Source organism: Streptomyces sp. NPDC031340 (assembly GCF_055569945.1).
In genome coordinates, this window is sequence record NZ_JBVIIE010000038.1 from 51,546 (window position 1) to 74,393 (window position 22,848).

General features: G+C 74.1%; 3 protein-coding genes and 1 pseudogene. All 4 read left to right on the forward strand.

Going from position 1 to position 22,848, the window contains the following annotated elements:
- A pseudogene (locus tag ACZ5GT_RS27035) lies at window positions 1-1,491 on the forward strand (hypothetical protein); the annotation flags it as partial.
- A gap of 16 nt (window positions 1,492-1,507) precedes the next feature.
- Window positions 1,508-2,011: a YbaB/EbfC family nucleoid-associated protein gene (locus tag ACZ5GT_RS27040; protein WP_469031484.1), complete on the forward strand. Its 504-nt coding sequence runs from the start codon at window positions 1,508-1,510 to the stop codon at window positions 2,009-2,011.
- 2 nt (window positions 2,012-2,013) lie between these two features.
- Window positions 2,014-2,361, forward strand: coding sequence for a hypothetical protein (locus tag ACZ5GT_RS27045; protein ID WP_469031486.1), 348 nt, complete (start codon window positions 2,014-2,016; stop codon window positions 2,359-2,361).
- Window positions 2,362-22,839 carry a lonely Cys domain-containing protein gene (locus ACZ5GT_RS27050; RefSeq protein WP_469031489.1) on the forward strand — a complete coding sequence of 6,826 codons (20,478 nt, stop codon included), beginning with the start codon at window positions 2,362-2,364 and terminating at the stop codon, window positions 22,837-22,839.
- Window positions 22,840-22,848: the final 9 nt, after the last annotated feature.

The window sequence follows — 22,848 nt, forward strand, 5'->3', positions numbered from 1 at the left end:
GAAAAGGCCGAAGCCAAGGCCGAGCAGGCGGCCGCCAAGGCGGAGGCCGAGCAGGAGAAGACGCAGGCCAAGGCCGAGCAGGAGAAGGAGAAGGCCGACGCCAAGCAGGCGGCGGCCGAGCAGCAGGCGTTGGCCCTGGCGCAGAACCAGAAGGCGCAGGACGAGGCGAAGAAGGAACGGGAGCGGGCCGCCGCCCAGGCCGAAGCCGACCGCGCCGAAGCCAAGGCCGAGCAGGACGCGGCGAAGGCGGAGGCCGCCGCCGAGAAGGAAGCCGCCAAGCAGGAACAGGCTCAGGCGAAGGCTGAGGCGGAGCGCGAGCAGGAGGCCGCGAAGGCGGAGGCGGAGAAGGAGAAGGCCGACGCCAAGGCCACCGCGGAGGCGCAGCAGGAGGAGGCCCGCCGCGCGGCGGTGCAGGACAAACAGCAGGCCAGGCTGGACGCCCAGAACGCCAAGGCCGACGCACAGGCCGACTACGAGCAGCAGAAGGCCGAGGCACGCGCCGAGCGCGACGCCGCGCTCCAGCAAGCCGACCGCCAGGAGGCGGCCGCGAAGCAGGAGTACGAGCAGCAGAAGGCCGACGCGCAGGACCAGCGGGACCAGGCGCGGGCGAACGCCGAACAGGAACGGGCTGAGGCGCGCCGGGAGTACGAGCGTGAGGTGGCCGCCGGCGCCGACAAGGGCGAGGCCCGGGATAAGTACGACCACCGGATCGCCCAGATCGACGCCGCCGAACAGAAAGCCGTCGAACGGGCGGACGCCGACGAGGCCCAGGCCAAGAGTGACTACGACCGGGCGAAGGCCGACGCCCAGGCCGACCGGCAGGAAGCACGCACCGAGGCCGAGCAGGCGCGCAAGGACGCCAAGGCCGACTACGACCGGCGCATGGCCGACATCCAGGCCGAGTACGACCGGATCGGCGCCGACGGGAACGACATCGACGAGCAGATCCGCCGGCGCATCGCCGATCTGCCCGAGCCCCCCGACCTCTCCGCCTACAACACGGGCGGCTCCGCGGGCTCTGTCGGCTCCGCCTATTCCTCCGCGTTCAGCGACAACCTCTACAGCCAGGACGACCTGGCCTCGGCGCTCGGACGTCCGCAGAGCGGCGACGCCCTGACGAGCGCCTCGGCCGACGGCTCCGGCACCGGATCCCCGGGGATGTACCCGCCGATGATGCGCGGTGCCGGCGGCGAGGCCGGCGGCAACTCGGGCGAGCGCACCAGGACCGTCATCGAGCCCGCGATCGGCCGGTCGGGCCGGACGTCCGCCGCCGCACGGGCCGTCGACGACGAGGAACACCGCGTGGTCCCCAGGGCGACGCAGACCAGCAGCAGCATGCCCTTCATGCCGCCGATGGGAGCCATGGGCGGGGCGGGCGAGGGCAGGCCGCAGACGGAGAGCGGAGACCGGGAGCGGACCACCTGGCTCGCCGAGGACGAGGACGTCTGGGGCACCGACGAGGGCGGTGCTCCGCAGGCGCTGGGCCGCTGAGGGAAAGGGGACCGGAATGAGTCAGCCGATGGAGGACCGAGTGGCCCAGGCGATGGCCCACCTCAGGGCCGCGGAGCAGGCCGCGGCCTCGGCACGGGCCAAGCTGGACGCTGCGTCGGTCACCGCGCGTTCGGCGGACCGGTCGGTCCGGGTGTCCGTCGGCGCGAAGGGGGAGCTGACCAGCGTGGAGTTCCTCGACGGCAAGTACCGGACCATGGCAGCCGCCCAGCTTTCCGCGGCGGTGATGGAGGCCGCGGACAAGGCGCGGGCCGAGATGGCCCGCCGGGTCGTCGCCACCCTCGACCCGCTCACCAGGATGACCGCCCGCGGCTTCGCCCCGGAGCGGATGGGCGTCGACTGGGAGTCCGTCTTCGGCACGCTGCTCAGTGAGACCGCCGTGGCGGAGGGGCCCACGGCGATGAGCAGGCTCCGCGACGAGATCGTCGAGGACGACGAGGATCCCGCACCCCCGCACCGGGCGGCTCGTGGCACGGACATCGGACGACAGGAGGGCGCGTAACCGTGGCCGGCCAGTATTCCGCCGACATCCAGGCGATTCTGCAGGGGTCCAGGTACCTCGCCGACGCCGTCCGCTACGGCGACGAGATGCTGCCCCGCTTCGAGACCGGCTGCGACGCGTACACGGGCTGGTGGGGCCAGGAGGGCGGCGACGACGACTTCGCCGACGCGGTCGGCGAGCAGGTCCGGCGGGAACGCCGGCAGGTGGCGGACACGGTCCTGGCCATCACCAGCGGGTTCATGGCGCTGGTCGACGCGGTCGCCGCGGAGGCCGACCACGTGCAGCGGCCGCAGAAGCAGGCGGTGGACGACATCGAGTCCCAGGGCTCGGGGAGCGGGAACAGGCGCTGAATGGCCATCATGTTCCCGCCCGGCCTGCGGGAGTTCATCGAGGTCTGGGTGGGCGCGAACGTCGCCACCGGCAACGAGGACCTGGGCTTCGCCAGCCGTAACCCCTACAAACGGCTGGCGGACGACGTCCAGGACCTGTCCGACGCGATGAAGGGGGCGATCTCCACCGCCGGGAACTCGCTCCCGCCGCGGATCGCGAACGAGTTCGTCGCCGCGATGAGGACCTTCGTCGACGACAACGGCCAGAACCACCTGCAGAAGTTCTCCGACGAGCTCCGGAAGATCGGCGCCCAGCAGGTGGACCGCTCGATCAAGCTGTCCGAGGCGAAGTACCAGATCCTCCTCGAGTTCATCCTGATGAACATCGAACTGGCTCTGATCGCCGCGCTGGCGGTCTTCACCGGCGGTACGTCGCTCACCGAGATCGCCGTCCAGAAGGCCCGCAGCGCGCTCGCCATCCTGCTGATCCTGCAGCGGCTGGGACACGCCGTCCCCACACCGCTGTCGGTGCTGATGGAGGCGATCGAGGAGGCGTTCGTCTCGTTCGCCGCGCAGCTCATCTCCATGACCGCGCCGGACGACCCGGATCGGCGGCGCAAGAAGTTCGACTGGACGGACATCGGCCAGTCGGCGGTCGCCGGCGCCTTCGCGGGGCTGTTCGGCGGCCTGTTCTCCGGGTTCAGCGGCCGGATCGTCCGCAACCTCTTCAAGAACAACCACACGTGGAAGGAGGCGTTCGACCTTCCGCTCACCTTCCTCAACGAGGGCCAGGCGGAGACCTTCGCGGAGGCTTTCACCGGCCTGATCTTCCTGGGCACGTTCACACTGAACCCCGGTACGTTCCTCAGCGCCGGACTCAGCGGCCTCGTCTTCGAAGCGGCGTCGGGCGGCGTGGAACTCGGCGGGAAATGGCTGAACAACAAGTTCTTCCAGAAACTCGACTTCGGCCCCGACGGCGTCAACCACCTGCCCGGCGGCGGAAACCGGCACGGGAACGGCAGCGGAAGCACCAACCGGTACGGCTACGAGCACCGGTACGACACGTACGGCAACGGCAGCACATACCGGAACACCTACGACGCCCCGTACACGGACACCGGTGTCGACGGCGTCGGCGGCAGTGCCGACGTGTACGGACTCGCGGGGGCGACGGGCGCGGGCAAGTCGTCGTACTCCACTCCCGAGCCGGACGCGTACCAGGATCCCTACCGGGACTCCCTCGTGGACGACCCGGGCACCGACACCGACACCGTCTTCTCGGCCCTCGACCCGTCGGTGACCGGGAACCCGGGGACGGCGTGGTCCGCCGACGCGGACAGCGCCCCGCCGGTGAACAGGACCGCCACCGTCGGCTCCTCCGTCCCGGACCCGGTCCCGAGCCGGACGGCCGGCAGCGGCTTCACACCGGACGCGAGCGAACGACAGCGGTCGGCGGAAGACGACGTCACGGTCCGGCCCGCCGCCGACGGGCAGCAGCAACAGCCGATCCCACAGGCGCCCCTGGCGACCCACACCGCACCCGCCACGCCGGCCACCGCATCCCCCGGGCAGGCCTCACCGAACGCCGTCCCGCAGCAACGGCCCCAGACCACGCCGTCCGGCGACCCGGCGGTCACCGCGGAGCCGTCGGACCCGGACCCGGTCGCCCCGGACGACGTCCGTACTCCCGAGCCGGGGGAGTCCGGGCAGTCCCAGCCGTCCTCCACGGCGCCGAAGACCGAGACCCGGACCACCTCGGACGTCCCGCCGCCCTACCGGCCCGTGCGGACCGAGTCCGAGGACCTGCCGGTCACCGGCGACAGCCCGGCGGAGCCGGCCCCGGCCGTCTCCCAGGAGGGGCCGCACACCCGGCCCGTCGCCGTCGACGAGACGCCGCTCAGCTCCCCGGCGCCGGCCGACATCCCGACCGGGGACTCCTCCGAGCCGGGTTCCCCCGACTCGGTCGACATGATCATGGACTGGGAGGACGACCAGGACGCCTCCGAGCCCGAGTCGGACGTCGAGCCGGCCCCGGCCTCCGAGGCGCTGTACGACCGACTGCTGACGGACGTGTTCGGTCCCGGAATCACGGCGAACCCCCTCCACCCCGCCCTCCGCGACGCCCTGACGCACCTCGACCGGCTCCGGCAGGCCGATCCCGCGCTCCGGAACGCCCCGTTCGACCTGGACCACCTGACCCGCCGGGTGCTGCTCCTGGACCCCGCAGCCGCGGTGACCGATGCGCAGCGCGGCGAACTGTTCCGGGTGGTGATGGACCCGGCGGTGGAGTCGGCGGGCAGCCTGGCCGCCCTGGCCGCCTTCCACCTGGAGCTCCGTGGCGTACTGTCTCCCACCCGCACGCTGACCGCCGACGGCGGCGGTGTCCGGGGCCGCAACTGGACGAACGCCGCGATTCCCGACCTCGACCTCACCGAGGTGGGGAAGGTCGCCCGGCAGCCCGACGGCACCCTGGGCCGCGGCGACGTCCGGCCCGCGCCCTGGTACCGGCCCGGCGATCCGAAGCCGTACGTCGTGATGGCGGAGGGCGACCACGAACGGATCGTCGTACGCGGCTTCGACGGCGCCCCGCGCCAGGTGCCCCTCGACGTGTTCGCCGAACTGCTGGCCCGCGACCCCCGGCTGGCCGGGCTGGACCCGGGCACCCCCGTGGTGCTGCTCGTCCCCGACGCCGGTGCCCGCGGCCTGGACCTCCCGCGCCGGGCGGCGGACCGGGTCGGCAGGGAGGTCTGGTCGGCCAACGGCACCGTGAAGGTCTCCCCGCAGCGGGACCCGTCACAGCCGTACGTCGTCTCCCTGCTGTACGGGGAGGGGCTGCCGCGCGCCGACTGGATCCGCAGCACCCCCGGCCAGGTGCTCGACCCGGCGGAGCGCGAGAACGTGCCGGACTGGGAGCGCGACGTGCGCTCGCACAGTGTCGTCACCGACCGGGGCGCCACCATCGGCAGAGGAGTGTTCGAGGAGTCCGAGGCCCCGCGCCGGATCGCGGCGCTGCGGCTCGCGACGGAGTCGTCGGAGCTGTGGCACTACGACCCGGCCACCGGGGAGTCGGCCAAGGACGACGAACCCGTTCCGTTCGCCGGCAGGCCCGTGTACGTCTTCGGCGCCCACGCCCGGCCCGGCGCGACCCGGGTACCGACCACGACGGACCCGCGGCACCACACCCGGCAGCGGGAGACCGGCGGGATGCTCAAGCGGCGTCCGAGCCTGGCGCAGCTCCCCCAGGACCATGCCGTGCTGATGGAGGCGTGTTCGAGCGCGAAGCCGCCGGGCGTGGTCCGTACCCGCCGGGGCGTCGACGACACCTTCGTCCCCGACCCCCTGGCGGTCGTCAGCGAGAGCCAGCACGTCGCCAACGAGACCGGCCGCACGGCGTACGGCGGCACCCACATGGTCAGCTTCGCGACGCTGCCGGACGGGAAGTTCGTCCACCGCCTCTACACGGACTCACGGGGACGGCGCGGCAGGTGGGTGGAGCACCGGCCGGAGCCCACCGGCGCCCTGCTCGACGACCGCGCCCGCGCGGCGGGCCTGCACACCGATCCGGCGCGGCCGGTGTCCGACGGGACCCGGGAACGGACGCTGCGGCTGGTCCGCGCGCTGCGGCTGGCCTTCGGCGCGGCGATCGAGGACGACAGCCGGTACGGCGATCTCCTCGCCGGTATCGGCGCGCTGGAGACCATGCGGGCGGCCGACCCGGTCCTGCGCGACCTCGGCCCGTTCTCCATGGACCTGTTCGAACGCGCCGCCCACGCGAACCAGCAGGGCGGTCCGGGCACCGACGCCTACCGTGACCTGCTCACCCGGGCCGTCGACGCCGTACGCGGGCAACCGGACACCGTGCTCTCCGACTTCGTCGCCCTGCCCCATGTCACCGCCGCCGCGCGGCGGCTGGGCGGCCTCCCGGAGCAGGACCTGGACGCCGAGGCCGCTCGCGTCCTGCGGCTCGACGGCGGCCCGGCGGCCGTCGGGGACCTCGATCGGGCCCGGCTGTTCTGGGCGACGGTGAAGGCCCTGGAGTGGGAGAGCCGGACCCCCGACCCGGACGCCCTCACCGGCCGGGTCCTGCACCTGGAACAGCCGGACCCGTCGCGGCGCCCCGACCTGCTCGACCTGGTCGCCCAGGCGGCGGCCGTCGGCGTCGACGTGGACAACCCGACCGAACTCGGCGCCTTCCATCTGGAAACCCTCGGAGCCCTCTCGCCCGAGACCCAGCTCCGCGACGCGGGCGGCGCGCCGGTCGGCCGCCGCTGGGCGCAGGCCCCGCCGAGCGCGACGATGCTGACCGACCGCGTCGTCGTCGCCGCCCCGAAGCCGGGCGGCGGCTACCAGCCGGTGAGCCAGGAACGAGCGCCGTGGAGCACGCCGGGCGGCCCCGCCGCCTACACGGTGTGGGCCGGAGGCGGCCCGGACCACCTGCTCATGAACCTGCCTGGGGGATTCCGCGCCCGGGTGCCGTACGCGGAGATCGCCGAGCTGCTGGCGCTCGACCCGGTGCTCAACACCCTCCCGACGGACGGCACGGACATCGTCCTGGCGGTCTCGAAGGCGGCCCCCGCCACCGGCCCGTCCACCGGCCCCACCCCCGCCGCCGATCCCCGGACCGTCATCAGCGCCGGCACCGGGCGGGCCGTATGGGCCTCGCAGGGCAGTGTGGCGCTGGCCGGTACCGGGCCGTCCCGGCCGTACGTTCCCACCCTGCTGCCCACCGCGCCGGGCCGTCCGGCGGCCGCCGACTGGTCGGCCGTCCGGCCCGGCGACCCCACCGCGGTGGGCACCCGTGTCCCGGCCGGCGGCACCGGAGCGGACGACGTCACGTTCGCCGACCGGGACGGGGACGGGGACGCGGCCGCGAGCCGGCGTGACTCGGGGACGGCCGAGAGCATGGACGTACCGCTGCCGGACCTACCGCTGCCGGACCGCCTCGACGACGACCTGTTCGGGGACCCCGCCGAGACCGGCCGGGTGACGGCCGCCGAGGAGATCCGGTACCGGGAGCTGCTGGCGGACCTCTACGGCCCCGGCATCCTGTCGGACTCCCGGTACCCCGTCCTCCGCGACGGACTCGCGCGCCTCGACCGGCTCCGCCGGGCCGACCCGCTGCTGGACCCGCTGCTGGAGCACGGCCCCCTCGACCTCGACGCCGTGGCCCGCCGGGTACTGCTCCTGGACCTCGCCGGTCCGGTCACCGACGCGCAGCGCGGCAGGCTGCTGGGGCTGGTCACGGCAGAGGCGGCGCAGTCGGCGGGCAGCCTGGCCGCCCTGGCCGCGCTCCACCTCCAGCGCCAGGGCGTGCTGTCACCGACCCACACCATGACCACCCCGGACGGCCGTGTCCGGGGCCGCGACTGGACCACCGGCCACCTCCCCGGCCTGGACCTGACGAACACCGGGAGGACGGAGCCCCAGTCGGACGGCGGTCTGGGCAGCGCCGATGTGCGCCCCGCGCCCTGGCACCGCCCCGGTGAGCCGGAACCGTACGTCGTGAGGGCGGACGGCAACCACGAACACGTCGTCGTACGCGGCTTCGACGGCGCCCCGCGCCAGGCACCGCTCGACGTCTTCGCCGAACTGCTCGCCCTCGACCCGGAACTGGCCGGAATCCCCGCGGGCGTCCCCGTGGTGCTGCTGATCCCCGGCGCCGGTGCCCGCGGTCTGGAGCTGCCGCGCCGGGCCGCGGACCGGACCGGCAGGGACGTGTGGTCGGCCGACGGCGGCGTGGACGTGACCGCTCAGCAGGACCCCTCCCTCCCGCACGTGGTGTCCCTGCGCGGCGGCCCGGGCAGGCTGCGGACCGCCTGGATCCGCAGTGCGCCCGGACAGGTGCTCGGCCCCGCGGAGTCCGCGAACGCCCCGTTCTGGGAACAGGAGACGCTGTCCCACACCATCGTCACGGACCGGGGACCGATCGGCAGGGGCGTCTTCCGGGACACCGAGAACGTGTGGGTGCTCGAGGACATCCGGCACGCGACGACGGCGACGGACCTCTACCACCACAACCCGTTGTCCGGGGAGTGGACCAAGGACGACCAGCCCGTACCGTTCGCCGGCAAACCCGTGTACGTCTTCGCCGCGCACGGCCTGCCGGGCGAGACCCATCTGCCGACCCGGTCGAACCCGAACCACCGCTCCCGGCAGGAGCGGACCGGCGGGATGCTCAAGCGGCGCCCGAGCCTGGCACGGCTCCCCGAGGACCACGCCGTGGTGATGGAGGCGTGCTTCAGCGCGGCACCGCCGGGCCTGCTCCGCACGCGCCGGGGCGTTCACGACCTGTTCGTCCCCGACCCCCTGGCGGTCGTCAGCGAGAGCCAGCACGTCGCCAACGAGACCGGGCGCACCGTGTACGGCGGCACCCACGTGCTCGGCTTCGCCCGGCGGGACGGCAAGGTCGTCCACCACATGAGAACGGACGCGCGGGGGCGGCGCGGCAGGTGGGTGGAGCACCGGCCGGAACCCACGGGCACCCTGCTCGACGACCGCGCCCGCGCGGCGGGCCTGCACACCGACCCGGTGGGGCCGGCTCCGGAGGCCGTCCGTGAGCGGACGCTGCGGCTGGTGCGCGCACTGCGTCTGACGTTCGGGGTGGCCGTCGAGGACGACAGCCGCTATGGCGAACTCCTGGAAGCCATCGGCGCGTTCGAGATCATGCGGCACGCCGATCCGGTGCTGCGCGACAACGTGCCGTTCAGCCTGGACCTGTTCGAGCGCGCGGCCCGCGAGATCCGCGCGACACAACACGCCGAGGTGGACGGCGAGCCGGTACCCGACGCCTACCGGGACCTGTTGGCCAGGGCCGCGGACGTGGTGCGCCTGAATCCGGGCGCCGCACTCACCGACTTCGTGACCCTGCCGCACGTGACCAACGTGGCCGAGGGGCTGGCCGGTCTCACCGACCAGGAAGCGAACGACGAGGCCGCCCAGCTCCTGGATCTGGACCCGGACCTGGCGGTCATCGGGGCGCCGGAGCGGGCCCGGCTGTTCTGGGCGACCGTGAAGACCCTGGAGTGGGAGAGCAGGACCCCCGACCCGGCCGCACTCACTGCCCGACTGCTGCACCTGGACCGGCCCGACCCGGCCAGGCTGCCCGACCTCCTCGACCTGGTGCGGGGGGCGGCGGCGGCCGGTGTGGACCTGGACAACCCGACCGAACTGGCCGCCTTCCACCTGGAGTCGCTGGGAGCCCTCTCCCCGGACAGCATGCTGTTCGACGACAACGGGGCCCCGGCCGGCCGCCATTGGGTGCGGGGCTCGTCCGTCGCGACGGTGGACGTCGACAGCGCCCTCGTCATGGCGGCGACCCCGGACGGCGGCCACCGCCCCATGCGCAACGCGAGGATGCCGTGGACCGCCGACACCACCAGGCCCACGCCGTACCTGGTGTGGGGCGAGACCGGTCCGGACCATCTGACCATGAACCTGCCTGGCGGACTCCGTGTCCGGGTGCCGTACGAGGAGGTCACCGAGCTGCTGGCGCGGGACCCGGGGTTGAACGCACGCCCGGGAACCGCCGACATCGTCCTCGCCACCCCGCCCACCACGTCCGTGGCACAGCCGGCACCGCGGAACGCGAGCGTCCTCAGCACCGGGACCGGACGTGGCGTATGGACCTCACCGGGTGCGGTGGGCCTGCTCCCGCAGAACGACCCGTCGAGGCCGCACGTCCTCGCCCTGCTCCCGGTCGCGGACGGCCGGCGTCAGTGGGCCCAGGACTGGTCGGTCGTCCGGCCGGGCGCCCAGCCCTCGGCGAACGCACCGGTCACCACGCTCGCGGCCGGCACCCCGTCCGGCGAGCCGGACCTGACGGTGAACCCCGCTTCGAAGCCCCCCGAGGCGGATCCGCCCTCGCCGGACAGTCCGCGGCTCGACCCCGTCATGGCGCCGCCCGCACGGAGACGCCGCACCCCTGCCCGGTTCGCGGACGGCCGGCAGATGCCCCCGTACGTCGACGACCTCCAGTCGCTGCTGCCGCCCCACCTCACCGCCGCCGAGCTCGAACAACTCCTCGCCAGTCCGAGCACGTTCGGACAGAGCACGGTCGTCCTGCGCGGCGTCGAACAGGCCCTGGACGCCATCGACCGCGAACTGCGGAGCCGGCCGGACGCCCGGCCCGCGGACGACGCACGGCTGCTGGACGACGTCCGGCGGACGCTCCGGGACAAGCCGAAGACACTGGCGGACGGCGAGGGGCGCCCCTTCCCGTACGTCAACGCGGACGGAAAAAGGCGCGTCCTGTGGGTCAGAGCGCGTCACCACGGCAACTGGGCCCCGTTCGACGACGGCATCGGTGACTCGACGAAGATCGACAGCATGCACCGGGCGGCCGCGACCTTCGGGCTGACCAAGAACATGCAGGCCAACTCCCAGTACGGCCTCGGCGGACCGATCGGCCCGGCGAGCACCGCGGCGTTCGGCGGCTTCGGCCGTCTCGCCCTGCGGTTCGGCTTCATCAACAAGGTCGGTTACACCCTGACCGACCAGCGGATGAACCAGATGGAGACCCGCACACTGGACAAGTCCCGGTCGTACCTGGACGACATCCACTACGAAATGCGTGTCACCGACACCGCCGGACGGGTCGTGACCGGCATTGTCACCGGCACCGGCACCGGCACCGGCACCGGCACCGACCCGGCCGCGGCCGCCCGGTTCGCCTTCGGCATCCGCAAGGGCCTCATGGTCCGCCTGCCCGACAGCGTCACGAAGATCCCGAAGCCGGGCCGGATCCCACGGTCGATCACCCTGGACCGCGACTCCCAGTACCGCTTCGTCCGCATCGAGGGGTTCGGCCCCGTCACGGCGATCCGCGACTGGGCGGCCGGACAGATCGGAGCCCTCCCCGGCAGCTCGGCCTACACCGAGCTGGACGTCTTCTTCTCGGGCGACAGCTTCCAGCGGCACGGCGGCACGATGGCGCGCGGCCGCATCACCACCCCGCCGCTGTTCGCCGACGACAAGAAGAAGTCACCGCTGGGCGTCTTCGTGGTGGAGGAACTGATCCCGCGGGCGGCGGTGCTCGTCGGCGAGACCGACCAGGCCGAGATGCGGGACATCAACACCTCGACGGTCCGCAGCGAGCGCAGCCGGGCCCAGGGCAGGAGCCTGCTGCTGCAGGCCGTCGCCGGACCCGCCTTCAACTTCGCCGACCCCGGCACGGCCCCCTTCGACCTGCGGCTCCAGTTCGGACCGACCGCCCAGTACACGTACGCGAAGACCTGGTCGGTCGGACTCGGCGCGGCCGGCACCCTGAAGTCGGCCGGACAGGTGAAGGGCCCCAAGACCGCGCTCTACCTGGTCGTGAAGTCGGTGCGGGTGCGACGGGCCGGTGACAACGCACCGCCGACGCGCTTCCTCACCTGGAGCCTGGACCGGATGACCAGCTCCGAGGCGCGGCGGCTGGCCGGATGGGACGACGGGACCACACTCGCCCTGCGCAACGGCGCCGCCCCGCCGCTCGTGCCGGCCTATCTGACCGTGGACCGCCCGCGCACCCTGGGCATGCACCGGGTGAAGGAGTTCGCCTTCGACGACGGCCTGCGCACCCGGGTCACCCCGGACACGGCGGACGGCGTCGGCCGCACCCTGCTGGACGCGTTCGCCGACGGTGTGGTGGACGCCATCTCGCACCTGAACCGAGGACTGGTGGTGCCCCTCGACCAACTGCTGCCGCCGAACCTGCCGAAGGGCTGGCGCGCCCGCCTGGGCGACCTGCTCACGCACCGGCCCGACCAGGTGCTCCAGGCGGCCCGGAGCCTGCCCGTGCCGCCCCGGTGGACCGATCCCGTCAAGTACCGGATCGCGCTCCAGAACACCCTGCAGGTCCTCGGCGTGCTGTCCCAGCAGAACGTCACCGCGAACCTGGAGGCGCTGACCACGATCGGCCTGCCGATCAGACTCACCGACCCCGACTCCGTCGGACAGACCTACTACACCGTCCGGGTGCACGGGACGCTGACCGGACGGCGGTACGAGGGCAAGGACGTCGACGAGGGAATGCGCTTCAGCGCCCTGGGCAACGACCGGCTCGACGGCCAGACGAGCGCCAGACGAGGCCTGGACCTGGGCTTCGAGGGGACGCTGTCGGGCCGCGACAACAACGTCGACGACGTCGCGGGTCTGCGCCGGAACACGCTCGGGCTGACCCTGGGCGCGCGCCAGGGGTGGCAGTGGGAGGCGGAGACCACCTTCGGCTCGACGGTCACCAACGAGCCGATGTCGGTGACCAACCAGCCCACCCACCTGTACCGCTACGACCTGTCCCTCACCGCGGCCATGAGCGGCTACTGGCGGCCCCGCGGCCTGGTCCGCGGGCTCGGCCTCGGCCTGCCGGGACTGCTGGTCCTGGACGAGCCGGTCAACGTGCTCTTCGGCCGGACCGCGCTGGGCCACCTGCGCGGCGGCGGCCCGATGACCGGGCAGGTGCTCATCGGCATCCCCGTCCAGCACACCCCCGACGCGGACCCGTACGCGGACGGCGCGCTCAACCCCTATCTGTCCGACGAGCCCGCCCCCATGTCCATGACCACCGAGCGGGCCCTCGCCCTGGCGAAGGGCGACCTCGTGCTGCCCGCGGGCCCCGACGCGAGCCGGCCGGCCGGACGGCTCGCCGACCGCGGGACACAGCAGTTCAAGGAGTTCCGGCAGCACCCGTTCGTCATCGTGAACATGGTGCTGTCACCCACGCTGATCGCGGAGGTGGACCGGGTCCTGCGGACGGCGTCGGGCAGTGCCTGGCAACTGGTGAAGGAGGGCGCCCCCACCCGGGACGCGATCGTCCGCACCTTCACCCCCCAGCACCTGGCGGCCGGCTTCGACCAGAGCTCGGGGCCGCTGGGCCTGGCGGGCAGCGGCCTGCTGGGCAAGGGGCCGTACGGCGAGCTGTGGGGAACCTTCCGGTACGCGACGACGGTCGGGAACCTGCACGCCCTCACCCCGCCGATGTCCATGGACACCGAGATGACGCTGGGCAGCACCCGGCAGGCGGCCGGCAGGATCAGCAACAGCACGAGCTTCGTCTTCGGCGGCCAACTGGTCTACCTCGCCGCCCGGAATCCGGGACACGGCCTCATGGGCGCGTACGGAATCGTCGCCAACCCCTTCTCGACGTCCCGCGCGCACAGCCGCAGCGTCGTCCGCACGGTCGTCGCCGACATGAACCGCAAGGGGTTCACCCACCAGGTGCTGGTGGCCGGCGACGTGCAGCACTGGTTCGCGCTGCTCTCCAGCCGGCTGGGGGAGGGGCGGATCGCAGCGGCCGCGGCGGCCGGCGCCCTCGTGCCGCGCTCCCTCGCCGGGGCGGCGGGGACGGCAGTGACCAGCCCGGGAGGTCTGCTGGGGCATCTGCCGGAGAAGAGCGCCCACCGGATGGGGCTGATCGACGACGGTCTGGGCGACGTCCCCCGCTACACCGGGCAGGTCTGGACGCCGCAGCCCTGGATGCGCGGCGCCGCGTTCGGCACGTACGCGGTGAACGCGCTGGATCCCACGGACGTGCTGCTCGCGTTCGACCGGCGGATCCGGGAGCTGGGGCTCGACGACCAGAGCCGGGAGCGGATCCGGCAGCTGGTGACGGGCCGCGCCACCCGGGCGCTGAAGGGGGAGATGACGACCACCGGCCCGTCGACCCTGGTCAAGGCCGGAGGCTGGGGCTGGGACAGCGTCCGGATCGGCAGCCGGCTGGTGCGGGCGCGGGTCGAGCTGATCCCCGGGACACCCGTGTTCGACGGGCTCGACCACAGCGCGGAGCTGGAGGAGAACCGGCGGGCCATCGAGACCGCCCAGGAGAACTCGGAGTCCGCCTCCGGGGCGGACCTGGGCCTGCTGACCAGCCAGCTGGTGTACACCGGCAACGCGCAGGTCGCGGCCGCCGGACCCACGTACACCGAGGGCGGCTCGAACCGGAAGACGGTCGCGTCGAGTCACACGGTCACCACCGTCACCATCTACCGGGCGGCGTCCACCGAGCCGCACGCGGAGATCGTCACCCCGTACCGGATGCGCATCACCCTGGAGGCCGACGACACCCCCGGCACCGGCGCGCCGGCCGACACGGAACCGGGGGAGGGGAAGTCCGCGGTCCTCGACCGCGTCCGGGGCCGACTGCGCATCGTCGAGGAGGACGACGTCGGCGAGCTGCGCGAGCATGTGCCGCTCAGCCTGATGGAGCCGGCGCCGTCCCGGACGGAGGCGGACGGGACCGGCACGTCCGGGCCCGACCGGCTGCTGCCCGCGCCCGATCCGGCGGCCGACCCCGCCCTGGCCGGTCCGCCCCGCCCGGTGCCTCTGTCCAGGGTGGGAGAGGTGCTGACGGCCCGGGACGGGGACGGCGTCACGCGGACGTTCACCTTCCCCGACAACGGCATGCACCCCCGCGGGATCATCGGCATCGAGAACATCCGCATGGCCGGCGACCTCGTCCTCACGAGGGCGTACGACGTCGGCTTCTCCCTCCGGGCCCTGGAGGCCGAGGACGGTCCCGACGACGACGTTCTCACCGAACTCCTGCGCCGGACCAGGGAGACCGGGCTGACCCGTCCGGGCACCGGCTCGGCGCAGGCGCTGGAGGACGGCACCAGCTCCATGGCGATCACGGCGTTCTTCCCGCGCACCGTCGAACCGGACGGCTACCAGGTGGCGGGGCTGACCGAGAAGTCCCTCGTGGGCACCGACAGCGGACGACTGACGCTGCGCTCGGCTCCCGACTTCAGCCGCGCGCTGCTGCTGACGGTCGCCGACGGCAAGAAGCTCGAGGTGCTCAGACGGTACGGGGAGAACGCCGGCACGTCGTCGTCCGTCGAGCACAGCCAGTCCTCGGGCCTCGGCGGCGCCTTCCTGTACGACTCCGCCGACAACGTGGGCCTCAACCAGATCGGAGCCTTCGGTCCCGGCCCCAACGACCTCGACGGCGACGGCATGCCGGTCGGGGACGACCATCTGACCTCGCGCAACCTCAAGCCCAAGACGGGCCGGTCCTTCCTGTTCGCCGTCCCGGCCACCTGGCTGCACGTCGGCGACGTGCACCGCTCCGTCGTGGACTCGAAGCTCGCGAACCGCATCCGGGGCGGTACCTTCGCCAAGGCGCGATCGGGCCCGCAGGCGATGCGGTCCGAGGCGTACGTCGTCACCTGGATCCGCGAGGACGTCGCCCGCGAGCTGCGGATCATCACCGACACGAACTTCCCCGCGAGCGTCTCGAAGGCGTGGGACGCGGTCGAGAGCGCGAGCAAGGCGTGGGTCGACGCCGACAAGGCCTACTGGAAGAAGCGGCGCGCCTCCGGCGGGCTGCGCGCGGACCTCGACGCCGCGCAGGCATCCCTCGACCGAGCCGCCCGGGCCGCCCGCGCGGCCACCCGCCCGGTCGACCTGGCCCGGGCCGACGTCGACGCCGCGGACACCGCCCTGCGCCGGGCCGAGACCGACGCGCGCCGCGACCACGCTGCCGCGGACGCGGCCGTGGCCGCCGCCCGGGCCGACGTCGATGCCCTCGCCCAGGACGAGTACGCCGCACCCGAGCACGACGGCTGGGCGGAGGTCCTGCGGGACGAACAGGACGCCGCTCTGGCCCGTCTGACCGACGCGGAAGAGGCCGCCGGGAAACTGCGGAAGGCGGCCGGTCTGCGGCTGGAGACCGCGCGCACCGAGAAGGCCGCGGCCGACGGGCGGCTCGACGCGGCCCTGCTGTCCGCGAGAGAACCCGGCCGGGCCCTCGACGAGGCCACCGCCCGCCGGGACACGGCACGCGACGCCTTCGACGCCCGGCGCGCGGAGCTCGACGCGCTCAAGGAGACGGCGGAGCAGGCCGCGGCGGAATACCACCGGGTACGGTCCGGTGCGGACCAGCTCACCCGCTGGCACCGGCTCGCGGCCACCGCGGAGGGCCGCGAGGAGCTGGACGGTCTCGCCGAACCGCCCGCGGTGACCTACCAGGCCCCGCCCAAGGCCCCCAAGCCCAAGCCCCCGGCCCCACCCCGCTACACCAGGACCGGCACCGGACCGGACACCGTCCTCACGTCTCCCACGAACGAGACGTACACGCTCCAGGACGTGCCGAGGGACGGGGACGCGTTCTTCCGCGCGCTCGCCCTCGGCCTCGAACACGCCGCTCCGGGGCTGCTGGCGGCGCAGGGCATCGACCTCGACGATCCACGGGCGATGTCCGGCCTGCGCCGGCGGATGGCCTCCTGGCTCACCGACCACGCCGACGAGGACCTGCTGGCCGCCGTCGCTCCCGACCACACCGACGCCTTCAGCGCGGAGGAGATCGCCGCGGCGGGCCTGGACCTCGGGACGGGCACCCCCGCCCGCCGTGAGTTCGACGGCCTGGGCGGCCTCATCCCGCACGCCGTCGGCCTGTCCCCCGAGGTACGGGCCGAACTGGCGGTCACCCAGCTCCTCCGGCCGGGCGACGCGGAGTCCGAGGCCGGCTGGAACCACGCCGCGTCCGACCTGCTCCCGCTGCTCGCCGCACGCAGCTTCGGGGTGCGCGTCACGGTGGTCGGGAGCGACGGCGCCTTCCAGGACTTCACCCCCGGGGACCCGACGGGCGACCTCCAGGGACTCGTCGGAACACCCGCACACTCCGGCGCACACGTGGTGCTGAGCCTCGACGACCGCCACTACCGACTGGCCCTGCCGACCGCCGCCCCGACACCGCCGAAGGACGGGGAGGCGCTGCCGCCGACGGGCACGGACGCTCCGCCGGAGGACGCGGAGGCGCTGCGTCCGAAGGAGACGGATCCTCTGCCGCCGAAGGACACGGCCCTGTCGTCGGAGGGTGTGGAGCCTTTGCCGAGGGACGGGCAGGTGCTGCCGCCGACGGGCACGGACTCTCTGCCGGAGGGCGCGGAGGCGCCGGCACCGACGGACAACGCCCTGCCGCCCGAGGGCACGGACCCGCTGCCGCCGAAGGGCGAGCAGCCCCAGTCGGAGCCCGTGGGACCGGAGTCCCAGTCGGGGCCCATGGGACCGGAGTCCCAGTCGGGGCCCATGGGACCGGAGTCCCAGTCGGGGCCCATGGGACCGGAGTCCCAGCCGTCGGACGTTCCGCCTCAGGGGGACGGCGAGAAGGGCTCCGAGCCGGAGAGCGACAGCGGCCGGCCGAGGGGCCGCCGGGTGCCGGTGCCCGGCACGGGCGAGTGCCTCCTGTACTCCTTCATGGCCGGCGACCCCGTGCACATCCGCAGCCGTCTGGGCGGCCTCGCCGGCACCGACCGCGCCGCGTACGACTGGCTCGGGGACCCCGACGCCGTACGCGCCGGACTGCGTCGTCAGGCCGAGGTCCGCGCCACGACCGGCAAGGCCCCGACCGGCCCTTCGCAGGCCGCGCTCCGGGCCGTGCGGGCCTACGTGGAGGACTACGTGGCGCGCAGCGCGGGACGGCTGCATCCGCAGATCATCGGCCAGTTCCGGCAGACGGTCGCCGACGCGTTCGCGGCAGACGTCCGGAAAATGGACCGGACCGGGATGCTTGCCCTCCTCGACCGTCACGGCGTCCAGCACGTCTCCGCCCCCGAGGCGGTCGACCCCGCCGATCTGCTCAGGTGGTACGTCGACGCCCGGATGGCGTCGGAGCCCGCGGACCCGGGCGTCTCCGCGCGGGCCGCCCGGGCGGCCGTGCAGGCCGAGGCCGAGGACCTGAGTCCGCGCCGGATGTTCGAGCACCTGGAGCGGCAGGGGCTGCTGCCGACGCCCGACGACCTCGACGACGAGGCGCTGTACCGCCTGCTCAGCACCAGTTACGTCCAGAGCACCGCGCCGCTGGACGACACGGAGCTGTCCGTGCTGATGGACGCCGTCGTCAACTGGGAGCGGAGCTGGGGGACGCCGACGGGGGAGACCTTCCTGCCCCTTCTCGCGCACGCCTTCGGCCTGCGGGTCGACGTGCTGCGGCAGTTCCCGTCGGGCGTCCGGCGGGTCAGCGGTGCGGGGCCCGACGACGCCACGCGGCAGACGGAGGTCTACTACAACGGCGTCGACCACTACGACGCCAGCGACGCCGGAGCCCGCGACCGGTTCGCCGCGCCGCCGCCTCCGCCGTCGGCCCCCGTCGCCACCCCGGCCGGCCGCGGCGCCCCGGTCCCCCTGGAGGGGGCCGGGCCGGGCACGCCGTCCGGCGACGACACCGGCAAGCTGGACGTCGCGCGCCGGGTCGGCGCCGTGCTGCACGGCCTCGGCCACCCGGTGGTGCTGGCCGGAGCCGCCCGCGGCCGGGTGCAGTTCGGCCAGTCCCGGCCGCTGGGCGCCGTGGAGTTCCGGCTGTCGGCGGCCACCCTGCCCGCCGCAGCCGGAATACGCGGGGCGCTGGAGCGGGAGCTGCCCGGTGCGTCGGTGCGGGTGTGGCCCGTCACGGGCGGCGGCCGTGTTCTCGGCCTGTCGGTGAACGGCGTCGACATCACGGTCACGGCGGTGGACCGGCCGGCCCCCGGCACGGTGAAGGTCGACGGTTTCACCGTGCCGGCGCCCGCGGACGCCCTGGCCGACGCCGCGCTCGCGCTGGCCACCGGAACCGACCCGGAGCTGCGCGGACGCGACCTCCTCGACCTGCTGTGGGCGCTGCACCGCACCCCCGCCGACAGCCCCCGAACGGTCACGCCGGTCCTCGCGCGCGAGGACGCCTACCGCTCCGCGCGCCCCGCCGGCGCCGCCGGCTCCCTCGCCGTACGGCTCAGCGAACTGCTCGACTCCGCGGCCCTGGACGCCGATGCCTTCGCCCGCCACGAGGAGACCTGGCGCGCCCTCGGCGTCACCGACGCCGACCTGCCCGCGCTGCGCGGCGAGCTGACCGCCCTGGCCGACGGGCTGCGGGTCCGTCCGGAGGTGACCGCGGACCCGGTGCGGGCGCTCGCCGCGCGGCTGCCCGGCCTGTCCACCGCCGACCGTGACGCGGCGCTGGCACTGCTGCCGCCCGCGGACCGTGAGCGGCTGGCCGCTGATCCCGTGCTCGTGGACGCCTTGCGTGCCGGGCTCCCCGCGGCCGAGTTCGCCTCCGTCGCGGCGCGCCTGATGACGCAGGTGCCCCACGGTGTCGAGCAGCCCGTCACCGCCGGTGACCGGGCCAGAGCCCAGGTTGCCCGGCTGCTGCAGGCCCCCGACGTAGCGGCGCGGTTGCTCAAGGGCGGCTCGCGGGTCGTGGTGGTGCCCAGGAGCGAGGCCATGACCTCCCTGGACGCCTTCCGCCACCTGCGGGGCGCCGTCACCGGCGACGGCCGCCCCTGGGACGCCGTCCGCGGTGTCGGCGCGCGCACCGCGGCCGTCACCGAGGAGAACCTGCTCGGCGAGCGCACCACCGCCGGCACCGGCACGTCCGCCTATCCCGACGGCTACTCGACCACCCTGCACGAATTCGCCCACACCATTCACCAGCACGGTCTGGACGTCGTCGACCGGCAGCGCATCACCAACACCTTCCGCACCACCACACGGGCCGGCGAGGCCGGCAACTGGCCCGACGGCCCCCTGTACGGCTACGACGCCGACGGCCGCCGCAGCGCCCCCAACTACAGCAGCCGTGACGAGCTCGAGTTCTTCGCCCAGCTCACCAACGTCTACCTCATGGCCAACGGCGGCGACGACCCCTACACCGGGCTGCCCCGCAACAACGCCGGCCCGGAGTGGGTGCGCACCCGCCAGCCCGCCCTGTACCCCCTGCTGCGCCGGCTGTACGGGGAGGGCCCCCGGACGGCGCCCCGCCACCCGCGCAGCGTCGAACCGGCCCGTCCCCGCGGGTCGCGTCCCGCGGACGTCAACCCCGTCGAGGCCACCGACGTGGAGAACGAGGCGCTGGCCCGGGCCCGTGCGCTGTGGGACGTCGCCGAGGACGGCCCGGGTGACGGCAGTGACTCCTACGTGGCCGTGCGCGCCCTGTGGGACGGCGCCACCGGCGCGCACGCACCGCGGCCGCACACTCCCGCGCCGTTGCCGTTGCCGTCCGCCACTCCGGTGCCGCAGGCCCGGTCCGCCGCACCGCCGCCCACCGACAACGCGGTCCAGCGACGTCTTCAGGAGCTCTGGGCGGTCGTGGACGCCACCTTCGGCTCCCAGCCGCTCGCGCCGGAGCTGCGCGACGGGCTGTTCCACTCGCTGCGCGTGATCGAATCGGCGCGCGCCGGGCACCCCCGCTTCCGCGCCGGCCTGGACCTCGACGGCATCACCCGGATGCTGTTGCACCTGGCGCCGGACGCGCCGGTGGACGCGGCCCTGCACTACGATGCCTTCTCCCTCGCGAACGCCGCCCATCGCCGGGGCCGGGGCGGCAGCCTGGACGCCATCGCCGCCTACGGGCTGACCCGGCAGGGCCACCCGCAGCAGTCCCTGCTCAGCGGCGACGACGGCGCCCCGCTCGGCAGGAACTGGAGCGGACGTCCCGGCATCCGCCTGCACATGGACATGGTCGCCGATTCCCGGGGCATTCACCCCGCCCCCTGGGGGGCCGCCGCCTACGCGACGGTGGCCGAACGGGACGACGAGGGGATGGTGCTGGCGGACGGAAGACCGGTGTCGGACGAGGAGTTCGCCGAACTGGTGCGGCACGACCCGGAGCGGCAGCCGGGCGTGCCCGTGGTGATCCTGATCGGGGAGGCGGACGGCCGCAACGAGGCCCTCGCCCGGGTGATCGCCGACCGCACCGGAACCCGCGTCTGGTTCACCTACGGCCACCTGCTGCTGGAACCGGCTCCGGACGGCCGCCGGGTGCCGGTCCTGGCCGCGCCGGCCTTCGGGAGCGATCCCGCCGGGACCTGGATCCCCGCCGACCCCGGACTGGTCCCGGACGACCCGGCGGCCACCGTCAGGGCCGCGAACGGCACCGTCTTTCCCGACGCCGACATCCACTCGTACCCGCTGGTCACGGTCGACGGGCAGGCCCTGACCGGGCGGGCGTTCCTCGACGCGCACGACATGGCACTGCGGGAGGAGGCCCTGCGGGTGGTGTCCGCCATCCAGCACTACACCAATGAGGTGGACGGGCTGCCCGGCGTGTACCCCGCGCGGCGGGGCGGCCTGCTGCCCCTGCCGCGGGGCCTGGCCGACTCCTACGTCTTCGTCGGCCACGGCGACAGCGGACGCACCACCGTGCCCCGCCGCAGCACCCGGGCCAACCAGGCGATCCACCCCCGGCATCTGGGCCGGATGCTGGCACGGCGCAGGAGCATGCAGGCGCTGCCCCCCGAGGCGCCGGTGTGGCTGCTGATCTGCGAGATGTCCATGACGCGCGCCGACCAGGACCTGCTCACCCATCCCTCCTCCGCTCAGTACGTCGCCAACGAGACCCGCCGCACCGTCTTCACCGTGGACCGGCAGATCTCACCGAGCGAGGCCGAGGGCGGCCTTCCGCCGCGCCTGGCCGTGGACGACGACCCCGACCACCCCGTGGGCCACATCGAGGAGTTCCGTCCCGAGCCCCGGACCGTCGCCCTCGACGCGCTCGCCGACCTGGGCGGACTGCCCGCCCAGGCACCGGCGCGCACCGAGCGCGCCCTGCACTGGGTGCGGGCCCTGCGGCAGACCCACGGTGTGCACATCGACTCCGACCCGGCCCGCGAGGCGGAGTTCCACGAGCTGATCGAGGGTTTCGGCGCCCTCGAAGGGCTGCGGTTCCAGGCGGCCGGCAACGCCGACCCCGGCCCGCTCACCTGGGGCGGGCTCCGGCACATCGTCGGTCAGTACGCCGCCCGGCAGGGCTGGGACCGGTCATTGACGGCCGGCTCCCTGGCACACCTGCTGTATGCCGCACGCACCGGCCGACTGCGGCCCTCCGACGCCTCGGGACCCACCGCCCCCGCCGCGCCACCGGCCTCGACCGGCACCCCGCTGCCGACGAACCCGGAATCGCGGCCGACCGGCCGGGACACGCTGCCGGACACCGAACCCGGTGGCGACGACGAGGGCGTCGGCACTCCGCTCCGGGTGCCGGCCTCCGAGGAGGTCCGGCGCCGGTGGTTCGCCGGCCAGGTGACGGTGAACGACCTGCCCGCGGACCCGCCCGGCTTCGACGGTGCCGAAACCGTCGGCCTGAAGGAGCTGAGGGACGCGGGCGTCGAGACGACTGCCGGAATGGAGGTCGAGGCGGAACTCGGCGGAGGCCTGCGGGGCAGCGTGCTGGCACCGCTCGACCAGGTGCGGCTGCTGCTGGCCCGTCCCGCCCCGTGGCCGGACGCCCTCGACGCCGTCGCCGCCACGGTGTCGCGCCGGATCTGGCGCTCGGCGTTCACGGACTTCGAGAGCACGGCCCCGGGCCCGGACGCCGCCCGGGCCTGGGAGACGGTCCTCGGGCTGCTCCTGCCGGGCGAACCGGACTCCGTGCTCGGGGACTGGCGGTACGCCGGGGAGGAGTTCCGCGACGCGGTGCGTCGGCTCGCCGTCCTGCTGGCGGCGGGAGGGACGGACACCCGGACGGTCGCCGGCCTCGCCGCCCGGCTCCGGGAGATCCTCGGACTGCCGCGCCCCGGGACGGACACGGAGCGGGCAGACGAGCGGAGCGACCGATGAATCGTGCCG

Excerpts from the sequence above, each read along its gene's own strand:
- ACZ5GT_RS27050 (WP_469031489.1), top strand. The coding sequence starts at position 2,362 with ATGGCCATCATGTTCCCGCCCGGCCTGCGGGAGTTCATCGAGGTCTGG.
- ACZ5GT_RS27040 (WP_469031484.1), top strand. The coding sequence starts at position 1,508 with ATGAGTCAGCCGATGGAGGACCGAGTGGCCCAGGCGATGGCCCACCTC.